General features: G+C 64.6%; 15 protein-coding genes. 8 read left to right on the top strand and 7 right to left on the bottom strand.

What is annotated here, in order from left to right:
• Window positions 1-76: 76 nt before the first annotated feature.
• Both K359_RS0111805 and K359_RS0111800 read left to right on the top strand, forming a co-directional pair.
• Entirely contained in the window at window positions 77-451 is a 375-nt protein-coding gene (locus K359_RS0111805; RefSeq protein ID WP_029079533.1) for a nuclear transport factor 2 family protein, read from the top strand.
• A 107-nt stretch (window positions 452-558) separates the two neighbouring features.
• Window positions 559-2,166 (top strand): Na+/H+ antiporter, encoded by a 1,608-nt coding sequence (locus K359_RS0111800; protein ID WP_029079532.1) that lies wholly within the window; start codon window positions 559-561, stop codon window positions 2,164-2,166.
• A gap of 145 nt (window positions 2,167-2,311) precedes the next feature.
• On the opposite strand, the gene K359_RS0111795 is transcribed toward K359_RS0111800, so the two are convergent.
• The 3 genes from K359_RS0111795 to ispG all read right to left on the bottom strand — a co-directional run bounded on the left by K359_RS0111795 (window position 2,312) and on the right by ispG (window position 6,256).
• The gene (locus tag K359_RS0111795) at window positions 2,312-3,652 is read right to left on the bottom strand and encodes a Rieske 2Fe-2S domain-containing protein (protein ID WP_029079531.1); all 1,341 of its coding nucleotides are present in this window, start codon (window positions 3,650-3,652) and stop codon (window positions 2,312-2,314) included.
• A 128-nt stretch (window positions 3,653-3,780) separates the two neighbouring features.
• A complete protein-coding gene (locus K359_RS0111790) occupies window positions 3,781-4,674 on the bottom strand; it encodes a TauD/TfdA family dioxygenase (RefSeq protein ID WP_029079530.1) in 894 nt (297 codons plus the stop codon).
• Window positions 4,675-4,963: 289 nt separating this feature from the next.
• Window positions 4,964-6,256: a flavodoxin-dependent (E)-4-hydroxy-3-methylbut-2-enyl-diphosphate synthase gene (ispG, locus tag K359_RS0111785; protein WP_029079529.1), complete on the bottom strand. Its 1,293-nt coding sequence runs from the start codon at window positions 6,254-6,256 to the stop codon at window positions 4,964-4,966.
• A gap of 318 nt (window positions 6,257-6,574) precedes the next feature.
• On the opposite strand from ispG, the gene K359_RS0111780 reads away from it, so the two are divergent.
• Complete coding sequence (locus K359_RS0111780) at window positions 6,575-7,450, top strand: sulfurtransferase (RefSeq protein ID WP_029079528.1); 876 nt, start codon at window positions 6,575-6,577, stop codon at window positions 7,448-7,450.
• A 546-nt stretch (window positions 7,451-7,996) separates the two neighbouring features.
• Window positions 7,997-9,265 carry a DUF805 domain-containing protein gene (locus K359_RS57215; RefSeq protein WP_084518368.1) on the top strand — a complete coding sequence of 423 codons (1,269 nt, stop codon included), beginning with the start codon at window positions 7,997-7,999 and terminating at the stop codon, window positions 9,263-9,265.
• A 436-nt stretch (window positions 9,266-9,701) separates the two neighbouring features.
• Here the strand turns inward: K359_RS57215 and K359_RS0111765 are convergent, their stop codons facing one another.
• On the bottom strand, window positions 9,702-10,577 hold the full coding sequence (locus K359_RS0111765; protein WP_084518367.1) for a DMT family transporter: 876 nt from the start codon (window positions 10,575-10,577) through the stop codon (window positions 9,702-9,704).
• Between the two features lie 314 nt (window positions 10,578-10,891).
• Window positions 10,892-11,380 (bottom strand): Fur family transcriptional regulator, encoded by a 489-nt coding sequence (locus K359_RS0111760; RefSeq protein ID WP_029079525.1) that lies wholly within the window; start codon window positions 11,378-11,380, stop codon window positions 10,892-10,894.
• A 155-nt stretch (window positions 11,381-11,535) separates the two neighbouring features.
• Here K359_RS0111760 and K359_RS66170 point away from each other — a divergent pair, with 155 nt between their 5' ends.
• The 4 genes from K359_RS66170 (at window position 11,536) to K359_RS0111740 (ending at window position 16,526) form a co-directional block, all read left to right on the top strand.
• Window positions 11,536-12,015, top strand: coding sequence for a MarR family winged helix-turn-helix transcriptional regulator (locus tag K359_RS66170; protein WP_156928453.1), 480 nt, complete (start codon window positions 11,536-11,538; stop codon window positions 12,013-12,015).
• Window positions 11,960-13,183: an HlyD family secretion protein gene (locus tag K359_RS0111750; protein WP_371261149.1), complete on the top strand. Its 1,224-nt coding sequence runs from the start codon at window positions 11,960-11,962 to the stop codon at window positions 13,181-13,183. Before K359_RS66170 ends, K359_RS0111750 begins: the two co-directional genes overlap by 56 nt.
• A gap of 197 nt (window positions 13,184-13,380) precedes the next feature.
• Complete coding sequence (locus tag K359_RS0111745; RefSeq protein ID WP_029079522.1) at window positions 13,381-14,937, top strand: MDR family MFS transporter; 1,557 nt, start codon at window positions 13,381-13,383, stop codon at window positions 14,935-14,937.
• A gap of 278 nt (window positions 14,938-15,215) precedes the next feature.
• Window positions 15,216-16,526 carry an ABC transporter substrate-binding protein gene (locus tag K359_RS0111740; protein WP_029079521.1) on the top strand — a complete coding sequence of 437 codons (1,311 nt, stop codon included), beginning with the start codon at window positions 15,216-15,218 and terminating at the stop codon, window positions 16,524-16,526.
• Between the two features lie 207 nt (window positions 16,527-16,733).
• Here K359_RS0111740 and K359_RS0111730 read toward each other — a convergent pair whose 3' ends face one another.
• Window positions 16,734-17,903, bottom strand: coding sequence for a Gfo/Idh/MocA family protein (locus tag K359_RS0111730; protein ID WP_029079520.1), 1,170 nt, complete (start codon window positions 17,901-17,903; stop codon window positions 16,734-16,736).
• A 16-nt stretch (window positions 17,904-17,919) separates the two neighbouring features.
• Window positions 17,920-18,771, bottom strand: coding sequence for a shikimate dehydrogenase (locus tag K359_RS0111725; protein WP_029079519.1), 852 nt, complete (start codon window positions 18,769-18,771; stop codon window positions 17,920-17,922).
• Window position 18,772 lies beyond the last annotated feature (1 nt).

Raw genomic sequence — 18,772 nt, 5'->3', positions numbered from 1 at the left:
GCCGACGGCCATGGCGCAATCCGGTGGTTCATGGCTAAATCCTAGCAGACGAAAACCCCGCCGGGAGGACCAACCCATGAGCCAAGATCGATCCAGCGTCGAAAATGTCGTGCAAACCTATTTCGACGGTCTCTACGAGGGCGACGCCGACAAGCTTGCCGCGGCCTTTCATCCAAGCGCCGACCTGCGCTGGGTGGAGAAGGGCGAGCTGAAGGTTCTGACCGTGCCGGACTGGCTTGCCTGGGTGCGCAAGCGCCCGTCGGGGAAGGCCGAGGGCAAGGCCCGCGAGGATTTCATCGTGACCATCGACCGCTCCGACGACAACACCGCCTTCATCAAGGTGCGATGCCAGCTGCCGCCGCGCTATTTCACCGACTATTTGGTGGCGATGAAGCTCGCCGATGGCTGGCAGATCGTCTCGAAGTCGTACCGCTACGACCTGCGGGACTGACCGGCGGACCCGCCGTATCCCCACGACGCCTTTGTGACACACCCAGCGGTCCGGCTCCGGCCGGACCGCATTGACTGCCGGTGGTTTCCGGGCGAATTGAGCCCATTATGGAAGCCAAGTTTCAGATTTTTCTCACCCTGCTCGGCGTGCTGGCGGGAACCGCCCTAGTGGCGCGGCGGACCGACATCGCGCCGGCTATCCTGCTGCTGCTGACCGGCGTCGTGCTCGCCTTCGTGCCGGGCATGCCGTCGCTGGAACTGCCGCCGGAGCTGGTGCTTCTGGTGGTGCTGCCGCCGCTGATCTATTCGGCGAGCGTCGCGATGAGCTGGCGCGAGTTCAAGGCCAATCTGCGACCGATCATCCTGCTGTCGGTCGGCTGCGTTATCTTCACCGCCTTCATGGTCGCGGCCGCGACCCACTATCTGATCGGCCTGCCCTGGAGCGTCGGCTTCCTGCTTGGCGCGATCGTCGCGCCGCCGGACGTGGTCGCGCCGCTGGCGATCGCGCGCAAGCTCGGCCTGCCCCGGCGCGTCCTGGTGGTGCTCGAGGGCGAAGGGCTCGCCAATGACGCGACCGCGCTGATCCTCTACCGCTTCGCGCTGGCCGCCATCACCACCGGGCTGTTCTCGCTGCCGAAGGCGACCGGCACCTTCCTCGTCATCGTCGCCGGCGAGATCGCGTTCGGCACGGCGATCGGCTGGCTCAGCCTGCGCGCCCGCCGCCGCGCCAGGGATCCGCAGGTTGAGATCACGCTGTCGCTGATCACACCCTATCTCGCCTACTGGATCCCCGAGCATTTCGGCGGCAGCGGCGTGATCGCAACGGTTGCCTGCGGTCTCTACATGAGCTGGAACGGACCGCTGTTGATCTCGGCCGCGACGCGCCTGCAGGGCATCTTCTTCTGGGACCTGGTCATCTTTCTGATCGAGGGCCTGCTGTTCCTGATGACCGGCTTCCAGATGCGCTCGCTGTACGAGAAGTCGAAGTCGTTCCCGCTGCACGACATCCTCACCGCCACCGTGCTGGTCGCCGTCATCGTCATCGTCGCGCGCTTCCTCTGGGTGTTTCCCGGCACCTATCTGCCGCGCTGGATCAGCCGGAGCATGCGCGACCGCGATCCGCTGCCGTCGTGGCGGGCGGTGTTCGTGGTCGCCTTCACCGGCGTGCGCGGCGCAGTGTCGCTCGCCGCCGCGCTGGCGCTGCCGCTGACATTGCCTGGCGGAGACGCCTTCCCGTATCGCGACCTGATCCTGTTCGTCGCCTTCGGCGTGATCTTCGTGACGCTGGTCGGGCTCGGCCTCGGATTGCCGCCGGTGGTGCGCTGGCTCGGCCTCGCCCGGGACGGCCGCAACGAGCATATCGCCGAGCACGAGCAGGAGATTGCGGCGCGGCGCGAGGCGCTGAACGCCGCGCTGAAGTCGCTCGACGCCATCACCGACGACCGCGAGCTCTCCGACGAGGTGGTGAAGCTCTTGCGCTCGCGGCACGAGATCCGGTTCAACCAGCTGCCCGATACGCTCGACCCCGAGAAGCACGACGTCTCCGCCGCCGGCACCGCGCTGACGCGGGAGCTGATCTCCTCCGAGCGCAAGTTCATCCACATGCTGCTGCGCGACGGCAAGATCACCGACGAGACCAGGCGGCGCATCGAGCGCGACCTTGATCTGGAGGAGGCGAGCCTCTCCAACCGGGAGTATCGCAGGATTCCGTTGTAGGTTTGCGTCGTCCCGGGCAAGCGAAGCGCGACCCGGGACCCATAACCACAGGACGCTGTTGTTGCGCGACGCTGTGGTCCCAGCTCGCTCCATCCCCACGTCCTGTGGTTATGGGTCCCGGCGTTCGCCGGGACGACGGCAACCCCTACTCCGCCGCGGCGTTCTGCCCGGGGCCGCCGACGAACCCTGCGGGATCGCCGAACCGTTCGATCATCACGGCGGTGAGGTCCTTGGTCTTGCTGGTGACGCAGGCGCCGGAGCGCACGGTGTAGCGATCCTGGTGCGCGACATGCGGCGGCGCCTCGCCCTTCTGCAGCGCGCGGGCCGCCTCCATCATCAGCTTGCGGAAATGCATGATGCCGAGATCGGTCGGGCCGAGATGCTCACGGGTGCGGTCGGCGATCGGGCCCTGGCTGTCCTGCACCGCGGCGTCCTGCTCGGAAACGCCCTTGATGCCGGTATAGCTCTTGGTCCGCTGCAGCTTGCGGTCGATCAGATAGTCGTTCGCCTTGTTGCGCAGAGGCACGTAGTTCTCGTCGACCACCGCCATCACGCCGTTGCCATTGGCGTAGCCCTCACGCTCGGCGTCTGTCAGCGGGCGATGTGGATTCCAGGCGTAAGTGTAGATCCAGCAACTGGTGTCGCTGACCGGCACGAAGGTCTGGCCGAACATGTTCTCGCCCGGCATCGAGCTCGGCGCGTAGCTGTGGAACGGCATCAGGAATTGGGCGATGCGCCAGTAGATATTGTCGCTGCGGGTGAGCCGCCCGCCCGCGACCGTCAGCCCGGCTTCATGCGGATTGATCTTGATCACGGGGCGCGGATCCTCGGCGATCCAGCGCATGTGGTCGGTCGCGACCCGCGTCAGCGGGTTCACGAAATGCTTCTTGATGTCGAGGATCTCGTTCTCCTCCTTCTCGAAGGAGAGATGCGCGAAGGTGAAATGCGCGGTGTCGATCGAGCCTTCCACCGCCTGCACCCAGTTGCAGTCCTGCCACTTCTTGGTGACGAAGCGGTGCGAGGCCGGCAGCAGTGCCATCTCCAGCGCCGGCAATTCGGGCATCGCCTCGACAGGGCCCATATAGGCCCAGATCATCTCGCCCCATTCGCGCACCGGATAGGACTTGATGCGGATCAGATCCTTTGCATTGAGGTCCGGATACGATGTCGGCATGTCGACGCAGCGGCCGTCGGTGTCGAACTTCCAGCCGTGATAGACGCAGCGGATGCCGCATTCCTCGTTGCGGCCGAGCCAGAGATTGGCGCCGCGATGCGGGCAGTATTGATCGATGACGCCGACCACGCCTCTGCTATCGCGGAAGGCCAGCAACTCCTCGCCCATCACCACGATCTTCTTCGGATCGCTGTCCGGCTCCGGGAGTTCTTCCGACAGCAGCACCGGGATCCAGAACCGGCGCAGGAGCTCGCCCATTCCCGTCCCCGCACCTGATTCGGTGAGGAATTTGTTGTCTTCGGCGCGAAGCATGGACGACCTCCCGATTTGTTTTGTTGTTTTGCAGGGCGGGTTAGCCGAAGGCGTAACCCGCCATCTTTCTCGCAAGCACAATGGCGGATTACGCTTCGCTAATCCGCCCTACAGCCTCGGCAATCTCCTCACACCGGCCGTTCTCCCTTGACGGTCACGCGGGTGCCGGAGCGGGTGTGCGGCCAGTAATCCCACATCGCGCGGTGCTGGGCGCAGCGATTGTCCCAGAACGCGATGGCGTTCTCGGTCCAGCGGAAGCGGCACTGGAACAGTGGGTTCTCGGCGTGCTGGTAGAGATAGGCCAGCATGGCGTCACTCTCGTCGCGCGGGATGCCGACGATGAAGCGGGTGAAGCCGCGGTTGACGTAGAGCGACTTCTTGCCCGTCACCGGATGGGTGCGGACCACCGGATGCTCGGCGCGCGGATATTCCCGTTTGTCGGCGACGCCGTAATTCGCGTACAGCCCACGATAAGTCTGCTCGCCGTCATGCAGCGCGGTCAGCCCGTCGAGATAGGCCTTCATGCGATCCGACAGCGCCTCATAGGCGGCGTACATGTTGGCGAACAGCGTGTCGCCGCCGCGCGGCGGGCATTGCTTGATGTAGAGGATCGAGCCCATCGGCGGCTTGAGGTCGCAGGACACGTCGGTGTGCCAGCCCTCGCCGTTGGCGCGTGGTGAATCCTTGTCGGCATAGATCTTCATCAGCGCCGGATCGCCCTCGTTGGGCGCGGCGGGATGCACATGCAGCTCGCCGAACTTGCGGCCGAAGGCGAGATGCTGGTCGGGGCTGATATGCTGGTCGCGGAAGAAGATCACGAGGTTTTCGGCAAGCGCGCGATGGATCTCGTCCATCTGGCGGTTCGAGCGCGCATCGTCAGAGACAAGCTTGCCGATATCGACGCCGGAGATTTCCGCGCCGATAATCGGCGTCAGCTTCTCGACGCCGATGGTCTCATAGGGCTCGGATTGGTCGGCGAGGTGGCGATAGCGCGGACCCTGCTTGCCGGACAGTGAGCTCATGGGCCTTCTCCCGATCGTTCTTGATTGGGAGACATGGTAACGCGCGTCGGTGGAAGCGCAATCTGCACCGCAAACATATCTGACAAGCCAACGGGTCGGCGCGAAGCGCCGCCCGATGACAGGCTCCGCGCAGATCCGGGACCCATAACCACAGGACTGTGTTTTGCGAAGATTCGTAACCCGCATCTCGCGCCACAACCACCGCCTGGGGTTATGGGTCCCTGCTCCCGCGCGCAATTGCGCACTAGGCAGGGACGACGGTTGAGTGTGGGTCACGAGCGGAGTGAAGCTACTCCGCGGCGCCCGCGTGCTCTGGCACCTTGGCACCCGCGCCGTACTTCTGATCGATGTAGTCGATCACCAGCGCCTTGAAGTCGGCGGCGATGCCCGGACCGCGCAGGGTGCGGAACTTCTTGCCGTCGACGAAGACAGGCGCGGCCGGCGCTTCGCCGGTGCCGGGCAGCGAGATGCCGATATTGGCGTGCTTGGATTCGCCAGGGCCGTTGACGATGCAGCCCATCACGGCGACGTTGAGCTCTTCGACGCCCGGATACTTGGTCTTCCAGGCCGGCATCTCGTCGCGGATGAAATCCTGGATCGAGCGCGCCAGCTCCTGGAACGTGGTCGAGGTGGTGCGGCCGCAACCCGGGCAGGCCGCGACCAGCGGCACGAAGGTGCGGAAGCCCATGGTCTGCAGCAATTCCTGCGCGACCTGCACTTCCAGCGTGCGGTCACCGCCGGGCTCCGGCGTCAGCGAGATGCGGATGGTGTCGCCGATGCCCTGCTGCAGCAGGATGCCGAGCGCGGCCGAGGACGCCACGATGCCCTTCGAGCCCATGCCGGCCTCGGTGAGGCCGAGATGGATCGCGTAATCCGAGCGGCGCACGACTTCCTGATAGACCGCGATCAGATCCTGCACGGCGGACACTTTTGCCGACAGGATGATCCTGTTCTTCGGCATGCCGAGCTCTTGGGCACGCGCGGCCGACAGCAATGCGGACTGCACCATCGCCTCGCGGGTCACCGCGCGGGCGTCGCGCGGATTCGGCAGGGCGATGTTCTCGTCCATCAGCTTGGTCAGCAGCTCCTGGTCGAGCGAGCCCCAATTGGCGCCGATGCGCACCGGCTTGTCGTTCTTGTTGGCGATCTCGATGATGTCGGCGAACTGGGTGTCGCGCTTGTTCTTGAAACCGACATTGCCGGGATTGATGCGGTACTTGTCGAGCGCTTCGGCGCAGGCCGGATACTCGGCGAGCAGCTTGTGGCCGATATAGTGGAAGTCGCCGATCAGGGGCGTGGTGATGCCCATCTTGCGCAGGCCGTCGCGGATGTGCGGCACGGCGGCAGCGGCCTCCTCGCGATCGACGGTGATGCGCACCATCTCGGAGCCGGCGCGGGTCAAGGCCGCGACCTGGGCGATGGTGCCCTCGATGTCGGCGGTGTCGGTGTTGGTCATCGACTGCACGACGATCGGCGCACCGCCGCCGACGGCAACGTTGCCGACCATGACTTGCGTGGTTTGGTGCCGCGGCGCGGGGCCGGCGACGTCGTCGTCTTGCGGCAAAATCTCGGGCTTGTTCATGGCGTCTCGAATATCAGGTTTTGGTGACATTCACCAAGGGGGCGATAGGCCACGCGCGCGGCAGGCCAAACGGTCATGTTTCGGAGTGAATTCAACAGCTTATGGCGCCGATTGAGGCCAAAGGCAAGCCATGCAGCGGCGTCCTGCATGATCCGCTATATTGGGCCGAATTGGGGTGAATCAAAGGGCAAAGTGACAGCTTTTCATGTGACCTTGAGCATCTCCTTTGGTTTGAGCATGATCTTTTCGAAAAACCGGTACCCACTTTTTCGGATCATGCTCTAGCATCGTCTTAAGATCATTCCGGGAGGGCGCGACATGGCCGGCCATAGCGAGCTGATCAGCACGGCGGAACTCGCCGACATCCTGACCCGACCGGATCTCCGCCTGTTCGACTGCACGACCTATCTGGAGCCGGCCGCCGCCGGCAGCGGCGTCCCCTATATTGTCGTCTCGGGTCGCCAGACGTTCGAGGCCGGCCACATCCCCGGCGCGAATTTCCTCGATTTGCAGGCCGAATTCTCCGATGCCCATACCGAGCTGCGCTTCATGATGCCGCCGACACCCCAGCTCGAGGCCGCGTTCGGCCGCCACGGCATTTCGGCCAACAGCCGAGTGGTGCTCTACTCGATCGGCACCGCGATGTGGGCGACGCGGTTCTGGTGGATGCTGCACTCGCTCGGCTTCGAGGGTGCCGCGGTGCTCGACGGCGGCATCGACAAATGGACCGCCGAGGGACGCGACATCGAGACGGGGCTCGCCGGCGGCTATCCGCCGGCCACGTTCTCGGCGCGGTCGAAGGACGGCATGTTCGTCGACAAGCATGACGTGCTCGCCGCGACCACGGAGAGCGACACCGTCATCGTCAACGCGCTCGGCCCGCAATTCTACAAGGGCCTGGAGCCGAGCCGCTACGGCAGGCCCGGCCGCATCCCCGGCAGCGTCAGCGTGCCGGCCGCAAGCTTGATCGATCCCAAGCACAAGACGTTCGTACCGCTGGCGGAAGCCGAAGCGACATTCGCCGCGCAGGGCATCAGCAAGGACAAGCGCGTCGTCGCCTATTGCGGCGGCGGCATCTCCGCGACCATCGACCTGTTCCAGCTGCATCGGCTCGGCTACGACAATCTCACGCTCTATGACGGTTCGATGGGCGAATGGGCGAAGGATGCGTCGCTGCCGATCGAGGTGGGGTAGCGAGACGCCTACAGCTCTCTCCACTCGTCGTCCCGGCCTAGTGCGCAATTGCGCACTAGGCCGGGACGACGGTGAGTTTGTTGCGCCACTTGTGAGTCGCACAACTTGCTGAGTTGCCCGTCGGGATATTTTTTGCAGGGCGCAGCGGGACTGCCCAGCAATCACGCTGACTTCTTGACGATCTCGAAGCCTCGGGCCGCCAATTCCTTCAAGATGTTCTTTGCCAGATGGGAGCACTCATCCGGCTTGATCCAGCAGGCACTCCGCCAATCCGGATCATCCTCCTTGGAATATGCGGTGAACGCGGACCGGATTCCGGCTTCGATTGCATCGGTGGCATCGACTGGCATAAGCGCGCCTCCACGGCATCCCTCGCATCGGACACCTCACGTTAGTGGCGATGTTGACGTAGATCAACAACGTCCGGGCTCGTGACATCCGATCGGCCTGGTGCAATCGCGCCTGAAGGCTGCAAAATGCGCCTGAAGGAAATAGAGAAACGTAAATCTTCGCCGCTAGGCTGCCGCCGTCTGCCCGGAGATGGTCATGCAAGCCACCGCTTCGATCGCCACCTGCTTCAGGAAATTCGCCGATTTCAGCGGCCAGGCGTCGCGCGCCGAGTTCTGGTGGTTCTTCGGCTTTTGCCTGCTGGTTCTGCTCGCGGCACACCAGTTCGACAGCGCGATCTACGTCGCGATTGCGATGGCGCAGCCGCTGTTTGCGGTGACGGCCCGGCGTTTCCACGACAGCGGCCTGACCACCGGGCTCGCGGCGTTCTTTGCGGTCGCGCCGTTCGCCATCTTCTACTTCTTTGCCGCGATCCAGGATCGCGTCGAGGCCTGGTTTGGCGTTCACGTGCCGTATGGCCTGATCGCCGCCTTCCCGGCGACCTGCGCCTTTGCCTTCTCTGGTTTCTGTTTCCTCGCCGCGCTCGCAAGGCGAAGCCAGCCGACCGCTTCGACGGCACACCCGGGGGCCGGCGCTGGTTCATCGGGGACCGTTCCGCCTGATGCGGCCGTAGTCGCGAGGCAAGAGGCGGAACGCAAGGTCTCCCGTTTTTCCAAAGCCGTCATGGCCGTATTCGCCATCCCGCCGGATGGCGGGACACAGGCCGTCGCGGACAAGGCCGACCCTGGCGTCACTGCCGCGTGCAACATCGTCGTCGATCTCTGCGCGCGTTACGCACACGGCATCTCCTCGCCGCCCTTCGACGCGCTGTTGTCAGGGACCGGGGCGCGACTTGAAGCCGCCGGCTGGCGCGTCATGCCGCACGGCGGCGCGGAGATCGACCTGAACCATCGGGCAAGCGTCAGCGTCGTGAGCAAGCACGCGGCCGACCTCCGCAAGCAGGCCGGACCAATCGACGTCGACAGCCTCCTGCAGCAGGAGAGAGCGCAGTTGCAGGCGGCCGAAACGGCCACGCCGGAGCAGGATCGAACGGCGGCCTACTACACACTCCACGGAGCGGATGCGGATGCATTCATCGCAATCGAGAAGCAGCGCCAGGACTACAACACCTATTTCAGGATACGCCTTTGCCTTGGCGATAGACACGGGCGGGCGGCGATAGAGGCATTGCGCTCGTCGACGCTCTACCAGGCGTTCCGTCACGCGTTCTCCGATGGCCCGCCGACCTACCCGGCGTTCGGCCAGAGGATCATCAAGGGCTATCAGCCGATCCTGTACCGGGATGGGCTCGGCACTTCACTTGACGTCACCGATCTCGGCGCCGGCAGCGCGAAGATGCTGTCCGACCGCGGCCTGCATCACCCGGCGGTCTATGTCGATTTCGAGATGCATGAGCGGATGATGTAGCGAGCTGCGGCATTAACCATCCGCGCCAGTTCCATGCCGGAACACCGTACTGATCCGGATTTCTGGCGAGCCAGGACGGTCGTAATACAATCTCTGCCGGCACGACCGTAATTTGCAGAGCATTTTTCACGTTTGGGTTTTTACAGGGCAATTTCAACCGGCAGAAAAGGACCGTCCATGTGACGGTCCTTTTCGATTCAGCGGCCCGTCGAACTCAACGTCAGGGAAGCACCGGCGGAAGAGTTCCCTCTCCCCTTGCGGGAGAGGGTTAGGGAGAGGGGTGCCACACGACGTGCGCTCTCCGTACTCGTTATGACGACAAGCGAACAAGTCGCGAAATCGATGCGTTCATCGATCAGCTGGCCCGGGGCCACCCCTCTCCCCACCCTCTCCCGCAAGGGGAGAGGGAGCCTGAGAAGCGTGCTCACCTCACCATTCACGCCGGCACGTTCGGGTCCGGCGTCACCTTCGGGTCGGGCTTGTTGACGAGATAGAGGCCGGCGATCACCAGCAGCGCGGCGACGCCGAACACCGGCGTCAGCGTGTCGTGCACGATGAAATAGGCCGCGACCACGCCGAACAGCGGCGTGATGAAGGTGAAGGCCGACAGCTTGCTCGCCGAATAGGTCTTCACCATCGCAAACCAGATCACGAAGGTGCAGCCCACCACCCAGACCGCCTGATAGGCGAGCAGCGAGAGCGAGAGCGCGCTTGGCACATGGTCGATGCGCTCGCCCGCGATCCAGGCGGCAAACCCGAGGATCGGAATCGAGATCGCGACCTGGTACCCGAGCGCCTTTTCCGGCGCGGCCTGGCGCAGGCGCGTGCCCTTGGCGACCAGCGTGGTCGCGGCCCACAGCGCGCCGCCGCCGACCACCATGAGATCGCCGAGCAGCACCTTGGCGTCGACATTCGGTTGCGGCACGCCGATCGCGAGCGCGACGCCGGCAAAGCTCAGCGCAAGGCCACTCCATTGCACGGTGGAGAGACGCTCGCCGAGGAACTGGTGCGAACCCAGCGCGACGAAGAACGGCGCGGTGTAGAGAAATACCGAGGCGCGCGACGCCGAGGTGAAGACCAGCCCGGTGAAGATCAGCACGAATTCGCAGCCGAACATCAGCCCGGCGATCACGCCGGGCAAGAGCGAGCCGTCGCGCTCGAAGAATCTGACGCCGCGCAGCCAGCCCACGATCAGCATCACCGGCAGCGCGCCTGAGGAGCGGATCATCGCCTGCAGCATCGGCGGCACATCGGGCAGCGCAAGCTTGACCGCGAGCTGGTTGAAGCCCCAGCTGACGCACAGCATCAGCATCACGGCGATGGCGCCGGGCGGCAGCCCATGGCCGACGCTGACGGGCCTCGTGACGTGGGCAGTGATCGCTTGGGTCGACATGTTTCCTCGCGGGCCGGCTTGGTGCCGTGTTGTTGCTTGTGGATCTAATCGCTCAACGCTGCCTCACCTCTCCCGCTTGCGGGGGAGGTCGCTGCGCTCGAAGAGCGCAGCGGGTGGGGGCTCTCTCCACAAAACGACTCGCGGTGACACCCCCACCCCAGCCCCCCCCCCCGCAAGCGGGAGAGGGGCAGAGCATCTTCGCGGTGATCGCCTGCCTCAATCGCATCCGCGCATCACGTCTTCTGGCAATGCGCGCAGGTGCCGGCGATCTCGACGACGGACAGTTTCGGGATGAAGCCCGAGGCCCGCGCCGCAGCCGTCAGGCTTTGCGCGACCGGTGCGGCCGGGATCTCGCCGACCGAGCCGCAATGGTCGCAGATCAGGAACGCCACCATCGAGGCTTCGTCATGGTCGTGCGCGCAGGCGAGGAAGGCATTGCGGCTCTCGATGCGGTGCACGAGGCCGTTCTCCATCAGGAAGTCGAGCGCGCGGTAGACGGTAATCGGTGCCGGCCGCGGCATCGTCTTGGCCAGCTCGTCGATCACCTCATAGGCGCCGAGCGGGCGATGGCTCGACAGCAGCGCCTGCAGCACCTGACGCCGGATCGGGGTGAATTTCTGGCCGCGGCGCGCACAGACCTGCTCGGCATGCGCCATCGCGTCCGCGGCGCAGCGGCCGTGGTCGTGGTCGTGGGCAGGAAAGGTCGGCTTCGCGAGGCTCATACCGCGTTAAGATAGCATTCCAGCCCGCGTTCCCAAAGCCCGCCAGCCTTGCCGGCCCGCAGCCATGTGCGCAACGCGGGGCAGCCTCCCGTTAACCTGGCATGCAGAATTCATAAGCAAGCTTATTATATCCAAAGCTTATGGAGGCAGGATTTATGCGCGGTTCCGTGGATACGGACTTCTTGTTTACGCTCGGCGAGGTGTTCCGCCTGATCCGCGTCTATGCCGACAAGGAGGCCGCCCGCTACAGCATCACCCGCGCGCAATGGGCCGTGCTGTCCAAAGTGGAGCGCCAGGAAGGGCTGAAGCAGACCGAGCTCGCCGAGCTGCTCGAGATGCAGCCGATCACGCTGACGCGGCTGATCGACAAGCTCTGCGACAATGGCTGGATCGAGCGCCGCAGCGACGACAGCGACCGCCGCGTCAACCGCCTCTATCTCAAGAAGGCCGCGCGCCCGCTGCTCGGCAAGCTGGCCGGCCTGCGCTCCGAACTCACCGCGACCGCACTGGAGGGCATCAGCCCGGCCGACGCGCACCGCCTGCTCACTCAATTGGAATCGATCAAGGAAAACGTTCGCAATGCCATCCAAAGCCCAGCCGGCGAACCCTCCCGAAAGGAACAGCGCTATGGCTGAACCCGTGCTCAAGCTGGCACCCGAGCAGAAGAGCAATCCGGAAACGCCCGCGCCGTCGGGCAAGGCCAGCCGCGCGCCGCGCCGTCGCCTGATGGCGGGCCTGCGGCGCTATCGCCGCACGCTGCTGCTGGTCGTGCTGCCGACCGTGGCTGCGATCGGCGGCATCGTGTTCTATCTCAATGGCGGCCGCTATGTCGGCACCGACGACGCCTATGTCGGCGCGCAGAAGGTGCTGATCACGCCGGAGATATCCGGCAAGATCGACAAGATCGTCGTCAAGGAAGGCCAGCACGTCAGGAAGGGCGACGAACTGTTCGAGATCGATCCGGTGCCGTTCCGCCTCGCGGTCGCGCAGGCCAAGGCCGCGCTCGACCAGACCAGGACCAGCTATGACAATCTGGTCGACAATATCAAGATCAACAGCAGGATGCTCGAATTCGCTCAGCAGAGCATCGAGTTGAAGAAGAAGGACGTCGACCGCAAGTCGACGCTCGCCAAGCAGAATTTTGGCTCGCAGCTCGACCTCGACAACGCGGCGAATGCGCAGGTGACGGCCGAGAGCCTCGCGCAATACATCCGCCAGCAGATCTCCAACGCCAAGACGCAGCTGCTCGGCAATGTCGATCTGCCGATCGAGCAGTTCCCGCCCTACGCCCAGGCCAAGGCCAAGCTCGACGACGCCCAGCGCTATCTCGATCACACCGTGCTGCGCGCGCCGATGGACGGCGTGGCGACCCAGGTCGACCAGATCCAGCTCGGCCGCTTCGTCGCCGCAGGCGCGCCGGTGTTCTCGGTGATCGACGTCGACCATCCCTGGGTCGACGCCAACCCGAAGGAAAGCGACTTCACCTTTGTCGCGGTCGGCCAGCCGGTTGAGCTCGACGTCGACGCGTTCCCGAACCATCAGTTCAAAGGCAAGATCGGCTCGCTGTCGCCCGGCACCGGCGCGCAATTCGCGATCCTGCCGCCGCAGAACGCCACCGGCAATTTCGTCAAGGTGGTGCAGCGCGTGCCGGTGCGGATCTATTTCGACGAGAACGATCCGTTCGTGAAGAAGCTGAAGGCCGGCATGAGCGTCTATGCCACGATCGACACCAACCACCGCCGCACGCTGGCGGGTCTGCTCGGGCTGTCGCCGGCCTCGGCGCACCCGGACCACCAGGACTAACGATCGAATTGGGTTTTTGGTCGAGTTGTCGACCGCAGAGACAGTGCGCCCCCTCTCCCGCTTGCGGGGGAGGGTCGGGGTGGGGGTTCTCTCCACGAGTCTTGTGGAGAGAGCCCCCACCCGGCGCTACGCGCCGACCTCCCCCGCAAGCGGGAGAGGTGATTCCCGACACGTTCGACAAGGCGAGACTGACCTGAATGAATGCACCGTCACCATCCGCCGTACCCGGCATGCGCCGGAACATGGTGACGATCTGCGCGATGACCGCGACGATCATGCAGGCGCTGGACACCACCATCGCCAACGTCGCGCTGCCCTACATGCAGGGATCGCTGTCGGCCTCGCAGGACCAGATCAACTGGGTGCTGACCTCCTACATCGTCGCGGCCGCGATCATGACCGCGCCGGTGGGCTGGATCGCCAACCGCTTCGGCCGCAAGCGCATCTTCATCATTTGCTCGGCCGGCTTCACCTTCGCGTCAGTGCTGTGCGGCCTGGCGCAGGACATCAACCAGATGGTGCTGTTCCGCCTGTTACAGGGCGTGTTCGGCGCGGCGCTGGTGCCGCTGTCGCAGGCCGTGATGCTCGACTCCTACGCGCTGCATGAGCGCGCCAAAGCGATGTCGATCTGGGGCATGGGCGTGATGATGGGCCCGATCATGGGGCCGTCATTGGGCGCCTGGCTGACCGAGACCTATTCCTGGCACTGGGTGTTCTTCGTCAATCTGCCGTTCGGCGCCTTCACGGTGCTTGGCCTTGCAATCTTCATGGACGAGACCAGGCAGGACCACAATCTGCGCTTCGACTGGTTCGGCTTTGGCGCGCTCGCGGTGGCGATCGGCGCGCTGCAGCTCGCGCTCGACCGCGGCGAGCAGCTCGGCTGGCTCGAGTCCAACGAGATCATGATCGAGTTCATCGTCGCGGCGGTCGGCTGCTACTTCTTCTTCGCCCATTCGTTGACGACCGACAGGCCGTTCATCCAGTTCGCGATCTTCAAGGACCGGAATTTTCTCGGCGGCGTCGTGTTCATGACGGTGATGGGCCTCGTGCTGTATTCGACCATGGCGCTGTCCTCGCCCTATCTGCAGAACGTGGTCGGCTATCCGATCATTACCGCCGGCCTGCTGCTGGCGACCCGCGGCGCCGGCACCTTCGTCGCGATGATGCTGGTCGGCCGCATGATGCGCTACATCGAGGCGCGCACACTGATCATCTCCGGCCTCGCGCTGACCGCGGCGTCGCTGTTCCAGATGACCGGCTGGACCGACATGACCCAGGCGAACGAAATCATCACCGTCAGCGTGGTCCAGGGCTTTGGCTTCGGCCTCGTCTTCGTGCCGCTCTCGACGGTGGCGTTCCTGACCTTGCCGAACCATCTGCGCACCGACGGCACCTCGATGCTGACGCTGTTCCGCAACGTCGCGAGCTCGGTCGGCATCTCGATCGTTATCGCGCAGCTGACCGAGGGCGGGCGGCGGATCTACGCGAAACTCTCGGAGCAGATCAATCCGTTCAACCACGCGCTGCAGATGCCTGACATATCCGGCATGATGAACCTCAACACCGATACCGGCCGCGCGATGGCCGACAGGATGGTCGCCGCGCAGTCGCAGATCATCGCGTTCTCGCACGACTACCAGCTGGTGATGCTGTTCATCCTGGTCTCGATCCCGCTCGCGATGATGATCGGCTCGACCAAGGCCGCGCTGCGCAAGCAGTCGGCGCCCCCGGACCATGCCGCGGTGATGGAGTAGGTCCGCGCTCCGACCGCACTGCCGACGTCTCCCCCGGTGTCATCGCCCGCGAAGGCGGGCGATCCAGTACGCCGCGGCCTATCCTGCTCAAGCACTGCTGTCTCTGGAATACTGGATCGCCCGGTCAAGCCGGACGATGACAGTGTGGACCGCGACACCCTCCGAAAGCGCAAGACCCCGCGCCCGCAATCGCGTTGACTTTCCGACCTCGCCTCCCAATACTCCCTGGAAAACAAGCAATACCCGTCACAGCAATGACGGCTTCAGGGGAGGACGCGATGCCGACTTCACGCAGGACGCTGCTGAAGACTTCAGCGGCTGCCGCCGCTGCTTTCAGTTTCGATTGGACACGGGCGCAGGCGCAGGCCGAAACGGTGCGGATCGGCGTGATCTACGATTTGACCGGCCCGTTTGCCGCCGGCGGCTCGGTCGCCTCCTCGATCGGCACCCAGATCGCGATCGATCTCGTCAACGAGAAGGGCGGCGTCGGTGGCAAGTACAAGATCGCGCCGGTCAATGTCGATTCCCAGAGCAAGCCCGATGTGGCGATCAACGAGGCCAATCGGCTGATCGACCAGGAGAAGGTCGACATCCTCAACGGGGTGTTCGCGAGCTCGCACGCGGTGCCGCTCGCCGCCAAGGTCGAGCAGCAGAAGCGCATCCTCTGGATCACCACCGCGGTCTCCACCGCCGTGTTCAAGGACAAGAACCTGCAATATGTGTTCCGCGCGCAGATCCATTCCGACCAATACGGCCAGGCCTTTGGCGGCTTCCTCGCCGAGCACGCCAAGGCCAGGCTCGGCATGGAGCCGAAGGACGTCAAGGTCGCGCTGATCCATGAGGACGGCCCCTACGGCGTCGGCGTCGCCGCCGCCGACGAAACGTTCGCGAAAGAAGCCGGGCTGCAGGTCGTGCTCAAGGAAGGCTATTCGGCCTCGGCGCCCGACCTGTCGGTGCTGGTGACCAAGCTGAAGCGCGCCAAGGCCGACATCATCTCGCATGCCGGCTACAACCCCGACATCACGCTGTTCCTGCGCCAGGCGCGCGAGAGCGGGCTGAAGTTCAAGATGCTGTTCGGCGCCGGCGCCGGCTACAGCCAGCTCGACAAGCTGCGGACGGCGTTCGGCGCCGACATCGACAATTTCTGCAACATCGACCCCGTTCCGGCGCAGCTGCTCGATCCGGCCAAGCTGGCGCCGGGGGTCGGCGACCTCACCAAGACCATGGTTGCGCGCTATCGCGACAAGACCAGCGCCACCGAAGTGCCGCCGCACTGCTCGATGGGTTTTAACCAGACCTGGGTCCTGCTCAACAATGTGCTGCCGGTCGCCAAGGAGAAATATGGCGGCTTCGATCCCGAGGCGATCCGCAAGGCGGCGCTCGACGTCGACATCCCGCCGGGCGGCACCATCCAGGGCTATGGCGTGAAGTTTTATCCGCCGGGCACGCCGATGTCCGGCCAGAACGAGCGCTCGACCCCGGTCGTGATGCAGAACGCCGGCGAGCGCATCACCGTGGTGTGGCCGACCAACATCAGGACACAGGACCCGGTGTTTCCGCTGCCGAAGGGATCGGTGTATGGGGCGTAGGGACGACGTTCAGACTGCGGCGGCAGCGGCGCTGCACCCTCTCCCCTTGTGGGAGAGGGTGGCTTCGATGCAACGCATCGAAGGCGGGTGAGGGGTTTCTCTCCGCGAATGACCTCTTACGATTGCACTCGCGGTGACAACCCCTCATCCGGCGCACTTTGCGCGCCACCTTCTCCCACAAGGGGAGAAGGGAAGCGTTGCGCGTAGCTACAACACAACCCGCCTGCCCTCATCCGCGGCCCAATAGCCGGCGTAGTTCACCTTGGTCGTCTCATACGCCAGCGCCAGGTCGGCGAGCGGCGCGCGGCCGGTTGAGACGCATTCCATGAAATCCTGGATCTCCTGCAGATAACCGCGGGTCCATTCTTCCTCGAGGCAGACATATTGCCAGCCGGTTTTGCGATCGACCTTCTCGGTGATGTAGACCGAGGCGAGCTTCTCCTCTGATGTCTGGTAGCTCGTCAGATGGGTGTTCGGCGTGATGTTGGCGAACAGCGAGCCACCACTCGTATAGGTCTCGATCAGATTGCGTACGCCGCCCATGATCATGTCGCCGGAAAACACCGTCGCCTTGGTGCCGTCGGAGAAGGTTGCGGTCAGCGTGCCCCAATCCTCCACGTCGACCGGATTGGCCTTGATGTAGGCGCGCTCCTCGGGCTTGAGGCCGGCGGTGACATTGCCGACGTCGCAGGTGACGCTGGCAACTGAAATCGTCTCGCCGCGGGCTTTCGCCTCGACCTGCTTGAGATAGAGCACCGCCGACAGCGGATGGCAGCCCATCCGAATCAGCGAGCCGCCGCCGGTCATCGCCCACTCTGCGGCATGCGCGGCATGCGAGCCGGAATGGCTTTCCTCGCCCTTCATGAACAGGATCTTGTCGCCTGTGGCGCGGATGATCTCCGCGGTCTTGGTCACCGCCGGCGCGTAGATCCAGTCCTCGGCATACATGAAAAGTCTTCCGCTGCGCTCGATCGCGGCGCGGGTCTTTTCCATCTCCTCCATCACGCGCTGATACATCAGCGCTTTCGGCACGTGCCTGCCGATCGGCGCCTTGTCGCCGGGCTGCCCGAAATAGCCGCTGAACGGTTTCTCGCAGATCACGTGCTTGCCGGCCTGCATTGCGTCTACGATCATCACGGCGTGCAGGTTCGGCGGCGTGCAGATGTCGATGACGTCAAGCTCGCGGTCGGCGACCAGCTCGGCAAAGCTGCGATAGGCGTTCGGGATTTGATGCTTGCCGGCGAACTCATTCACATGATCGCCGCGCGCCGCGACCGCCCTCACCTCGACATCGACGCCATAGACGCGCCGGTATGCATACATGTGCAGCTCCGACACGAAGCCGCAGCCGGCCAGACCGATCCTGATTTTTGTCATTAAATGTCTCCGTCCTTCAGGCGGATGCAGAGTAGCGCGCAGCCATAACGGCGTCGAACGCATTTGCCATCGCGCCATGCGGCGGCGTCAATCCGGTGAACAGCTCGAACGCATCCGCCGATGCGTTGATCGCGAGGTCGCGTCCGGTCAGAACGCTTGCGCCGTTGGCCTTTGCCGCTGTCAGCAGCGGCGTCCATAGCGGCGTGTAGACGGCGTCGGCGACCCACATTGAGGGACGCAGCAGCGCATCCGGCACTGGCGCGTCGCGGCTTGGCAGCATGCCGACCGGCGTTGCGTTGACGAGGCCTGCGGCGCCGTCCACCGCGGCCGCGACACTTATGGCCTGAACCGCATGACGATCCTGCAGCTGTGCCGCAAGCTGCGCGGCCTTGGCGGTATCGGCGTCGAAGACACGGAGCTCGGCGACGCCGAGGCCGGCGAGCGCAAACGCGATCGCCTTGCCGACTCCACCGGCCCCGATCAGCGCGATCGGGCCGCGTGGCGCGGTCGCCAGCAGCGGTTCGATCGCGCGCGCAAAGCCGGTCGCGTCGGTGTTATGCCCGACGAGCCGCGCGCCATCGACGACGATGGTGTTGACCGCGCCGATCGCGCGCGCATCCGGCGCGAGGTCATCGAGCAGCTCGACGACCGCTTCCTTGTAGGGAAAGGTGACGTTGATGCCGGCAAAGCCGAGCCGCCTGATGCCGTCGAGCATCGCGCGCAGATCGTCGCGCCCGGCGCCCTTGACCTCGATCAGCTGGTAGTGACAGCGGACGCCGAGCGCTGCGGCGGCCTGCTCATGCATCGCAGGCGCCGCCGAATGCGCGATCGGATATCCGATCAGGCCGGTCAGGAAACGGTCGCGCATT

Source organism: Bradyrhizobium sp. th-b2 (genome assembly GCF_000426785.1).
Lineage (GTDB): Bacteria > Pseudomonadota > Alphaproteobacteria > Rhizobiales > Xanthobacteraceae > Bradyrhizobium > Bradyrhizobium septentrionale.
The sequence above is the reverse complement of the archived record's forward strand: the minus strand, read 5'-3'. Positions and strand labels throughout refer to the sequence as shown.